At 41.3% G+C, this 10,146-nt stretch carries 6 protein-coding genes; 3 read left to right on the top strand and 3 right to left on the bottom strand.

Annotation, left to right across the window (positions count from 1 at the left end; genetic code table 11):
- Positions 1-237: 237 nt before the first annotated feature.
- From HMPREF1210_RS08455 to HMPREF1210_RS18655, 3 genes are all read right to left on the bottom strand, one after another.
- Positions 238-2,970, bottom strand: a complete 2,733-nt coding sequence (locus HMPREF1210_RS08455; RefSeq protein WP_016428235.1) for a DEAD/DEAH box helicase — start codon at positions 2,968-2,970, stop codon at positions 238-240.
- On the bottom strand, positions 2,967-4,526 hold the full coding sequence (locus tag HMPREF1210_RS08450) for an SWIM zinc finger family protein (RefSeq protein WP_231391119.1): 1,560 nt from the start codon (positions 4,524-4,526) through the stop codon (positions 2,967-2,969). The genes HMPREF1210_RS08455 and HMPREF1210_RS08450 overlap by 4 nt, the downstream gene beginning before the upstream one ends.
- Before the next feature lie 91 nt (positions 4,527-4,617).
- Complete coding sequence (locus HMPREF1210_RS18655; protein WP_081637799.1) at positions 4,618-4,926, bottom strand: helix-turn-helix transcriptional regulator; 309 nt, start codon at positions 4,924-4,926, stop codon at positions 4,618-4,620.
- Between the two features lie 734 nt (positions 4,927-5,660).
- Here HMPREF1210_RS18655 and HMPREF1210_RS08440 point away from each other — a divergent pair.
- The 3 genes from HMPREF1210_RS08440 to HMPREF1210_RS08430 all read left to right on the top strand — a co-directional run bounded on the left by HMPREF1210_RS08440 (position 5,661) and on the right by HMPREF1210_RS08430 (position 9,303).
- On the top strand, positions 5,661-6,095 hold the full coding sequence (locus tag HMPREF1210_RS08440) for a hypothetical protein (RefSeq protein WP_016428233.1): 435 nt from the start codon (positions 5,661-5,663) through the stop codon (positions 6,093-6,095).
- A gap of 1,229 nt (positions 6,096-7,324) precedes the next feature.
- A complete protein-coding gene (locus HMPREF1210_RS08435) occupies positions 7,325-8,014 on the top strand; it encodes a hypothetical protein (protein WP_016428232.1) in 690 nt (229 codons plus the stop codon).
- On the top strand, positions 8,011-9,303 hold the full coding sequence (locus HMPREF1210_RS08430; RefSeq protein WP_016428231.1) for an HlyD family efflux transporter periplasmic adaptor subunit: 1,293 nt from the start codon (positions 8,011-8,013) through the stop codon (positions 9,301-9,303). Before HMPREF1210_RS08435 ends, HMPREF1210_RS08430 begins: the two co-directional genes overlap by 4 nt.
- The last annotated feature ends 843 nt before the right edge of the window (positions 9,304-10,146 follow it).

Below are 10,146 nucleotides of genomic sequence, written 5' to 3'. Positions count from 1 at the left end.
GACGAGTAACCGCAGGAGCATTACCTTTGCGACGAGTAACCGCAGGAGCAGGCGACTCGAAAACCTGTTTTCGAATGAGACAGTGAAACGGAGGTACTGTCTGGCCAGCAGAACTAGACATATAGAAAAACTCAGCAGAGGAGGCTAGCAAGTTCGTACGCGGAAAGGGAGTCGATTCCCTCTAATTTTTATAAAATAAAATGCCTGCCGGAAATCCGACAGGCATCCATATAAACGTTAACCTAATGTAAGAAGTTCTTTTAAATCATCATCCGCTAGTTCAGTAATCCACTGGCTGGATTGGATCAAGTCTTCCGACAACGCTTGTTTATCAGCTAGCAATTTGTCGATTTTCTCTTCAATCGTACCAATTGTCACGAATTTATGCACATGGACAAAACGCGTTTGACCAATGCGGTAGGCACGGTCAGTTGCTTGATTTTCAACCGCTGGATTCCACCAACGATCGGCATGCAATACATGATTTGCAGCAGTTAAGTTAAGTCCCGTTCCACCAGCTTTCAGTGACAAAAGAAACACAGGGAATTCTTTTTCCTGGAAGGATTCAACCAGTCGGTCACGCTGTGCTTTTGGCATGCTGCCAGTTAAGAATGGCGGATCGATGTCGTGCAACTCGCTTAAGCAATGCTGCAGCAGATGACCCATCCCAATGTACTGGGTGAAAATGAGACATTGCTCACCGCGAGCGGCAATTTCTGCTGCCAAAGTGACGATGCGCGCCAGTTTTTCAGAACGCTCCATCATATACTCCGCTTCACCAAACCCCTCCTTCAGATAAAGGGCTGGGTGATTACACAATTGCTTCAGCTTGCTCAACATTTTTAAAATAAGTCCTTTTTTCTCAAAGCCGGTCAATGTTTCGAGTTTGAACAGCGTCTCCTGAATCAAGCTTTCATAGAGTGCTGCTTGCTCCGTCGTCAATGGGCAATACTCACGCTGTTCTTGTTTGTCTGGCAGATTCAACAGCAAGTCTGGATCCTGCTTCGTACGTCTCAACAAGAAAGGACGGATTTTGTTTCGTAGTTTTTGTTTATGATTTTCCGACTCATCGCGTTCAATTGGTGCAATAAAGTTATCCTGGAACTTACGGAAGCTACCTAAATAGCCTTTATAAATGAAATCGAAAATGGCCCATAACTCAGACAAACGATTTTCAACTGGTGTTCCTGTCAATGCCAAATGATGTTCACCGCGTAACTTGCGGATCGCACGACTTTGCTTCGTGTGCATGTTTTTGATGTTCTGAGCTTCATCCAGAGTCACACTGGCCCATTCGATTTCACTTAACGCTTCAGCATCCTGAGAAGCCGTACCAAAAGTCGTCAATACGACATCCGGTTTCATGGAAATGAGTTCAGTAGCCAGAGATTCATCTTTGGAACGTGTTTGCCCGTAATGCACATGGACGTCCAAATCAGGCGCAAATCGTGCCAGCTCTTTTTGCCAGTTTCCTAAAACGGAAGTAGGGCAAATGATAAACGATGGCTTATCCGTTTGATTTGTGCGATGTACATGGAGCAAGTACGCAATCAGCTGTACTGTTTTTCCGAGACCCATATCATCCGCTAAACAGACGCCGAATCCTTGTTCACGCATAAACACAAGCCAGTCAAAGCCCTGTTGCTGATAAGGACGCAGTTCCGTCAACAAATGAGGGGAAACAGTCGTTGTAGGCAAACCTTTTTTATCCTGTAGCTGTTCCAAATACTTTTGAAGGGATTGATTCAGTTCGAACTGGAATAAAGGATCGTCCTCTTCTTCCAAATTATCTTCATCAAGTACGAGTGCTTCAGGCAGTTCACGGAACAATAATTCTTTCACGGTCCAGTCTTCAGCTTCCGTTTGTTCCATCAACTGACGGATTTCATGCATCCAGTGTGAATCGATGCGGAACCATTCGTTACCGGCACGTATGTACTCACGATTTTCTTCAACCATTTGTTTGAATTGATCTTCAGTAATCGCTTGACCATTTAACGAGAAGTGCCAATCAAAAGTTAAAATTTCATTCAAACCGGCTGTTGTTTTAAACGAAGCAGTCTTGGCATTCGACTTGACGCGCAGTTTGGATTCTTTCACCGCTTTTAACCAACCTGGCAAAATCACTTCAAAACCAAGAGCTTGCAGGCGTGCTGCATCGTCACGCAAGAAATGGCGGACGTCCAAATCACTTAACGAACTAGATAAAAACCGATCCGCATCCGATTCCATATTCATCAATTCCAACATATTGGATTGCGTTTCATACACATAAGGCGCGTGAACTTTCCATTTATCAGGTAGCGCATTAGCGATTGAAGAATCTTTCTTCCGAAAAGCAGGAGTCCAGTGCACGGAACTTTTCTTGCCGCGAACCACTGTTTCCAATAGCCATTCATCCGAGAAGGATTCAGGCTCACTAAGCCGCAGTGCCACAATGACATCAGCATGCCCGCTTTGAGCTTGCAGAGGCCAACCGCCTTGTTTGAAAAAGGGAAGTAACGTAGGAATATCCGATAACGTCAACCCTGCGCCATACAGTTTCTGCTGAATGGCAGAAGTAAGCATCACTTTTGCAGCAGGTGGGACTTCTTCAGTTGTCAGTACTAGTGAGCCTTCTTCAAACTCAATATCATTCCAAAGAGTTGGCGCACTCCATATGTTTGCAGCTTGTTGAATGGTTGATATCGTCAACTCGTCTTCCTGTGCATAGCCACTAACGTGTACGTAAGGGTGTTTAACGATAGGTGAGAACAGTTCCACTAATTCAAGTGAAGAAAACCGAGTTTCTTCATCATGATTCAAACCGTAAAAAGAGGGTTCATGTTGGAATGAGATAAAAGATATCCATTGTTCCGTAAATAAACGCATGCCTTCATCATTGTAGGCATGCACGGTTGTAAATCCATCATCCATTTGATCGAATGACAGTATTAAATTTTTCATAAAGGGCGATACACGGGAAGTCATAAAGGCAAGTTTCCTTTCTGTATCTCTTCTTGGAGAGCGCGCAATCGACGATATTTCGCTTGAAGTTCGCTTACGTAGCTGTTCCAATATTCGGTTTTTCCACTTTTCTTCGCTGCCGATTTCATTTTTTTCCAAATGCGAACGGCTTGTTTATAGTTATGGCGATTGCGCTCTCGCACTTCGGACAGTGCAAGTACATGATAAAGCGGCAACACTGTTTCAGGTGCTTCCTGGAGGACAGTCTTCATTCCGCATGATTCCGCATAATCGAGCGTTGACCCGAATCGGTGATGAAGAGCCACCCAATCTTTATATCGGTGTTGATCAATCAGGAAATCGGAATAGGCACGGACGCCAAATGAACCAAATTGCCAGAACAGCTGCTCACGTTCAGCATCCGGCATTTCGATGAATTTATACAACGCATATAATTTCGAAACGAACACGGAACGATTCCATGCAGACAGATGACTATTCACATAATCAAAAATATGTGGACGCATTGCATGCAAAATAATGGTCAGCGACGGCAGATCTTCCTGCTCTTTTGCAAGTTTCGCCAAATGCATCCATTCAGGCATATCACTTGGATGAATACGGTCCGTAATGAGTTTCAATTCATCCGGTATTTTTAGCAATAAGCAAAATAAAGCCCGAAACAGGTCGTTATTTAGACTTTTGTTTTCCTGTAAATAAGCAAACTCTTGTTCACGACGGCCTTTTTCCGTTAACAGTATGACCCAATATGCGTGAAACAAATTAAAACGAAGATCAGCCATCGTTTCCAACTCATAAACGATATGACGAACATGTAGCACAAGTGCATCATAAAAAGGATCAGCTGAGAACAAACGTGGTTTGCTCGAGAGATTCAGCAGCTGATGCTGGACATCTTCAATATCGGTCTGGATGGTAGCGCGGAACACGTTTTCATTCATATCTTCGCTGACATCAAACAACAAACGAAGCAGCATAGTTTTGGTATAGACATCGTAAAGAGGTTGCCATTCACGTTCAAAAGGCATGAACTTCTTCAATTTCTGTTTCATTTGAATAATCGAGTTGTCGATAAAGTATCGCTCTTTCCAAGACCAATCACCAGAAACAGCATTGAACGTCGATTGAACGATTGCGTTCCAGCTTTCCGGTGTACGTTCATTGGCAAGTAACGAAAGTTGCTCCGACTTCTTCAAGCGCCATTCCTGGAGCCACTCGGATAAAGAAAACTTCTGCATATATAAACTGAATAAAACGGCTAAGCAATGACGACATAGACGTTTTTCTGGACAAGAACACGTAACTTGTTCGTCGACTAAATGAAGCGTCACAATGCAAGGACTCACATCTTGCACTTTTGCTTCGAGTAAATGTTCGTACGGGTCATATGAAAGCGCACGTACCGCTCCGTTACGAACGGAAAACGAAGCACGTCGGACAAGCTCCTCATCCTCTTGATGTGAGGGATGCAAATCTTCCGAAATCGTCTCCATCCATTGTTGGATATGGGATTGGTAGCGTACGGCAATATTAAATAAAGAATGGCTCAAGAACAACATCTCCAAAAAAAATCTTTCCTTTCATTATACGGCTTTTCTCGGAAAACCGTAAGTGAAAGGAAAGATTTAAGGTTTTAAATGCAGATAGGCTTTAAAAAAATTTCTTTGAACTTCTCTTTTTCAGGAGTTGGTTTCCTATAAAACTCCTGGAATAGCTGAAAAAAAAAGTAGGATCGGCTTTATATGCAAGGTAGACAGGGTTCAAGGATTTATCACCATAATCGTCCACCGATTTTTTTACACTCAATTTTTTACGAGAAATTGTGGATGAATGATAGATGACCTTATTGCTTATATCTCTTGGGATTCCATAGAGTTCACACATCGCTCGAAATACAGGTAGAGAAATGCTCTGTGGATTCGTTTCATAACGCGATAACGTGCTGGCTGAAATATTCAGTAGTTTTGCAGCTTATTTTTGAGTTAATTGAGCTAGAATTCGTGACTCCGTAATAAGTTAATGTAATTGCAAAATCAACACCACCTTAGTTGCAGGTAGTGTAGACAATTTTAACTCCATTGGTTGTAGATATCCTATTTTTGAAACGCGGTTTCATAATTGATATATTCATATTAATGAAAACTGAATATTTAGTAAAAATAAATATGCATTATCCCATTCAAAAGAACCAAATTCAAGATAAATCAAAGCAGGAAAGGTTGTTAACTCATTTGCCCAACATATGAAATCGTATTGCCAAGGTTGCAGAGTACCAAATGTAAACAAAAAGACCAAGAATACATTCTCTACGTTACGCCAAACGGGGAGCGGAAAGCTGCAATTATTGTATCCAATAAAATTGGAAAGGCATTCATTGAACGCCTGACTTTTGATTCATTTGAAATTGAAGATTTGCACATTGATTTTTTGAACAATAAATGCTCATTTACATACAATGAAAACCACCTTGAAACGGAAGTCGTTTCAAACATCCAAAACATACTTCTCGGGTTCTTTATTCAGTATCACAAGCAATCAATCGCTTTTTTCACAAACAGAAAAAGAAGGAATAAAGACGTCGATGCTACCTAATACTGGTAGCATTTTTTTCGGATTTGTCATGCACGAAACATACGGGATTGTGATACACTAGTAGTAATCAGAATATTTTGATAAAAAAGGAGGGGAACACAATGTTACACGTACAACTTATGAAGCCATTTTATTCGAAATTGGAAGGCCAGAAGATGAAACTGGTATTTGCCTATCAATATTTCTCAATTAAAAAAGATGACGAACTATTCCACTTCATTCCAGTGGAAGGAAAAGAAATTATCGTCAATATGAATACGTACCAAGTCGAAAACTTATCCGAAGTCTTCGTCTTTCAAAAAGGCAATCGCTTCATCCGCTTACCACTCTATCAATTGTTGTTAGTGTCTGATATTCATATGCATTTGCAAACCATATTACAACATGGCGAGCCGGAAGACAGAGAACCAGCCAGCGATGTAAAAAAAGAAGCAAACGAATTTATTTCGTTACTCGAGCAAGCAAATCGCAGCCGGATGATTGACTACGCACTTCAAATGCGAGATCAAAGTCTATTTGATCGATTGACACATTAACCGTTGGAGGATAACCATGGAAATCAATAAAAGTTAGAAACACCTGCCTATGAAAAGAGGGAGGTGTTTTTATGTGGTTTTTAAGGGATTCCTGTTTACTCCCTTTCGTGTTGATTTCTTCATTCTCATGATATGTTTGTTCCTTCGCGAGTGCACTTTATTCCGTTTGACAACCCGTTTATTCCTCTTCGACCAAGGTTTATTCCAGTCCACCTAGTATTTCCTTCATGAAATACCCCGAAAACGAAGTGATAGGGGGCAAATTGGTTTGGTTTTCGCTGCGCTACTGTTAAAAAGCAAAATTAAAAACCCTTCTCCGAATATGACACGATCGGGGAAGGGTTCTAGTAGTACCTGTACATACATCACGCTCCTAAATTGAAGTCAACATATACAATATTATGACAGATACACTCGAGCCGATGACGCCGAACAATATATCGACAGCAGTTAATTCAAGGATTTTATTAAATTTCACATCTACCACATCCTCTCTACTTTTTTCTCTGCTAATTGATTTTATGGAAGCGGCATGGCGCCTTGCCTGTCCAAACGTATCGCAGGAAATACGATAAAGTTAATATATGTAGAAATTTTCCTTTGATAGGTTATATAAAGTTTAGGTTTTGTTGGAAATATTTATTCAATTTCATGTGAATTTCAGTTTTTCATTTTACAAAATTCAATTTTGATACGCTTTTCGAAGTCAAAATTTATTTTTGTAAGCTTAGTAGGTGGGCAAAATTCAAGTTTGGGGGCAAAGGTTTCCATCTTGACAATAGCCATTTACACTTAAATGAAGCTATTGAACCTTTTGGGGAAGGGGAGATAGAGGACGAATGATTGTATACATAGCGTTGCGGAAATCTCACCTCATTCCTACGCCGCATGCACTTAAGCTTTCGGGCTGTATGACCAGTCGACCTGTTTAGGCGGGGGCCTAAATCTTTAATTAAACTGACGTTAAAAGTGTGAGCAAATTTGGGTGCTCGCACTTTTAACGTTGCGCAAATATTGTTCACGGTTTCCCAAAATAACCAAAAATGACAATAATTTGACAAATTCTCCGACAAACTGCACAAACCTATGAATCTCTTTCCAAACACCCACAACTTTTTCACCAATTTTTCTTTATCTGTACCCTTCGTACGTTACAATTGATGTCGAATTTTGGTAAAGTAAAGGAAGATTAATAGCTACTGGTAGTTACGGGAAGGATTTTTGAAAATATGATATTTGACTTTCGATTTTGGCGATATCTAGCAAACCAGCAAGAATTAATAGATAATCTCGATTCTGCCACGATGCGCGATTTTAAAAAACGCGTATGGATGGTTGGTCTGTTCGGATTACTCTTATTTGTTACACAAGAACTGTGGGGAATGAACACACAGCACCTTACATCCGTATACGCATTTAGTGGCAATGACCCGTATACACTGGCACGTCTTGTCTCACTTGTCGGAATCATTCTATGGGCAGTTCTTTATATGGCATTTCACTTTTTCGGCATTGCATTCATATTGAACCGCATCACGGGCATTGATTTACCTAAACTGGCCGTGTTGCAACTGTATGTGGTAGGAATCCTGCTAATTGAAAAAGCATTACTGTTTATCATCTTTCTTATGACCGGTGCAACCACTCCGGTGTCACTGTTTTCATTCGGTCCACTAGCAGCAACGGTGTTCGATCATCCATTCCTAGTATTTTTCTTTAATCAATTATCCATCTTTACTGCCCTTATCATTGCATTACAAGTTCGATTCATCCGTGCATTCACGGATATGAACCCGCGCATGATTTTACTGATTATTATTGGAATACATATCGGTATGGCACTCATTACTTCGGCAGCTGGCCTTCTTCCACTCGAAGAATGGTACGGACGTTTTGTTGAAGGGGGTGCCGTCAAATGAATAAATGGTTAACGATTGGTATATCCATTGCAGTTTCTACGTTCATTGCAGCCAACGCGATTCTCTTGTTCAGCGAAAAAAGCGTAATTTCTAAAGATGTGTACGTAAATGAATACGAACGTCTCGCAACAGGGGACTTTGTACAATCCTTACCGAAAGAATCACTTGTTGCACCGCTCGACACGACAACGGTTTACGTGGAAAGTGAAGATACGATTCAAGACTGGTTGGTCAAAGAAGGTGCTGTAGTAAAAGTAGGTGACGAACTCGCTACGCTTAACACATCAACGGCTGACGAGCAACGTGAAGTATGGGAAGCGGAAAAGGAAGCACTTGAACGTCAAGTGACTGAAACCAACGCAACAATAAAGTCCTTACAATCTGACCGCGCGACCGCGCAGAGCTCAAGTAATTCGACAGACAACGCGACAGACAACGTCACTGAAAACACCGATGATAAAATGGTTAATATTGATGTAAATGTAGATTTCGGCGTGGACGTTTCTCAAGATGGTGCTTTCGCACATGCGATTGCTGAAGCGGAACAAAAACTATCTGAAGTCAATCAGCAATTGCAAGTCGTTGATGCACAGCTTGCTCAAAAGGGGGCGGCTGCCATCCTTAGTCCGGTCGAAGGCGTAGTATCCGCGATTCGAGACAACAATGACCGCTTGGCAATCGAAATTTACAGCATCGAAAAAATCATTGTTACGTATGCAACAGATGAACAATGGCAGGACGTGAAAGTAAACGACCGTGTTCGCCTACAAGCGGATGGAATCGATCAATCAATAGAAGGAACGGTAACAGAAGTTTCCCAAGTTCCTGCTAAAGACTCCGAATTCCTGACTGCCTATAAAGCGCTCGATCCAAAAGACCATAAGAACCCGCTAGCATACTATGAAGTTCGTATTCAACCGAAAGAACCAATCACAGACTTGCCTTTCGGTAACAAGACGAACGCTATGGTATTAATAAACGAAGCACAAAAAGCTGTCTCTGTTCAGACCGCTTGGTTAGACAATCGCTTCGCTGGGTCAGCAAGTGCACATGTCGTTAATAAATACGGCTACGCAGTAAAAACACCGGTCAACATCGCATTTGACTTGAAAACACGCTCAGTCATCGGCGAAGGACTTAAAGCTGGTTCAGTGGTTGTTTACGAACCACAAATCAACGACTACCGTTATGCACCTGCTATCTTCTACCCAATGCCAATGGATTCACCTTCATGGGAATCAGTAAAAGCATTCGGATGGAAAAACTACCTGAAATACTTAGTACGATAGATAAAATGACCTCTTCCTAACGATGGAAGAGGTCATTTTTGTTTGCGAATGAATTGTGCGTTAAAGATGAATTTTAGATAAGTAGTCGCGAATTACAGATAACGACTGTCGAAATGAAGATATCCAAATATGAAATCGAGATATCCTGCATTGAATTGTTGATATCCACTCACGAATTCCAGATATCACAGTAAATGCGTTATTAGTAGTGCCAGTTGACCACCCAACTGGCAATTTTTCTATTAGTGACACCTTGAGGTACTAACAGAAAAGTGGCAGGCGCCAGCCGTCAGCCACCAAATACAGGTCTGAGGGAATTGTGCGTAAAAGATGAATTTTAGATAAGTAGTCGCGAATTATAGATAACGACTATCGACACAAAGATATTCATCCACGAAATCGAGATATCCTCCATTGAAATCTTGATATCCACTCACGAATTCCAGATATCACAATAAATGCGTTATTAGTGGTGCCAGTTGACCACCCAACTGGCAATTTTTCTGTTAGTGACACCAACTTTCTTGAAGTACTAACAGAAAAGTGGCAGGCGCTAGCCGTCAGCCACCAAATACAGGTCTGAATGAATTGTGCGTAAAAGATGAATTTTAGATAAGTAGTCGCGAATTACAGATAACGACTGTCGAAATGCAGATATCCAAATGTGAAATCGAGATATCTCATTATGAATACTCGATATCCACTTACGAATTCCAGATAACACAATAAATACGTTATTAGTGGTGCCAGTTGATCACCCAACTGGCAATTTTTCTGTTATTGACACCTTGAAGTACTAACAGAAAAGTGGCAGGCGCCAGCCGTCAGCCACCAAATACAGGT

Origin of the sequence: Paenisporosarcina sp. HGH0030, assembly GCF_000411295.1 — a bacterium.
GTDB lineage: Bacteria > Bacillota > Bacilli > Bacillales_A > Planococcaceae > Paenisporosarcina.
The sequence above is the reverse complement of the archived record's forward strand: the minus strand, read 5'-3'. Positions and strand labels throughout refer to the sequence as shown.

What these genes read in the sequence shown, in the direction of transcription:
- HMPREF1210_RS08430 (WP_016428231.1), top strand. Translation starts at nt 8,011, where the DNA reads ATGAATAAATGGTTAACGATTGGTATATCCATTGCAGTTTCTACGTTC.
- HMPREF1210_RS08435 (WP_016428232.1), top strand. Translation starts at nt 7,325, where the DNA reads ATGATATTTGACTTTCGATTTTGGCGATATCTAGCAAACCAGCAAGAA.
- HMPREF1210_RS08455 (WP_016428235.1), bottom strand. Translation starts at nt 2,970, where the DNA reads ATGACTTCCCGTGTATCGCCCTTTATGAAAAATTTAATACTGTCATTC.
- HMPREF1210_RS08440 (WP_016428233.1), top strand. Translation starts at nt 5,661, where the DNA reads ATGTTACACGTACAACTTATGAAGCCATTTTATTCGAAATTGGAAGGC.
- HMPREF1210_RS08450 (WP_231391119.1), bottom strand. Translation starts at nt 4,526, where the DNA reads ATGTTGTTCTTGAGCCATTCTTTATTTAATATTGCCGTACGCTACCAA.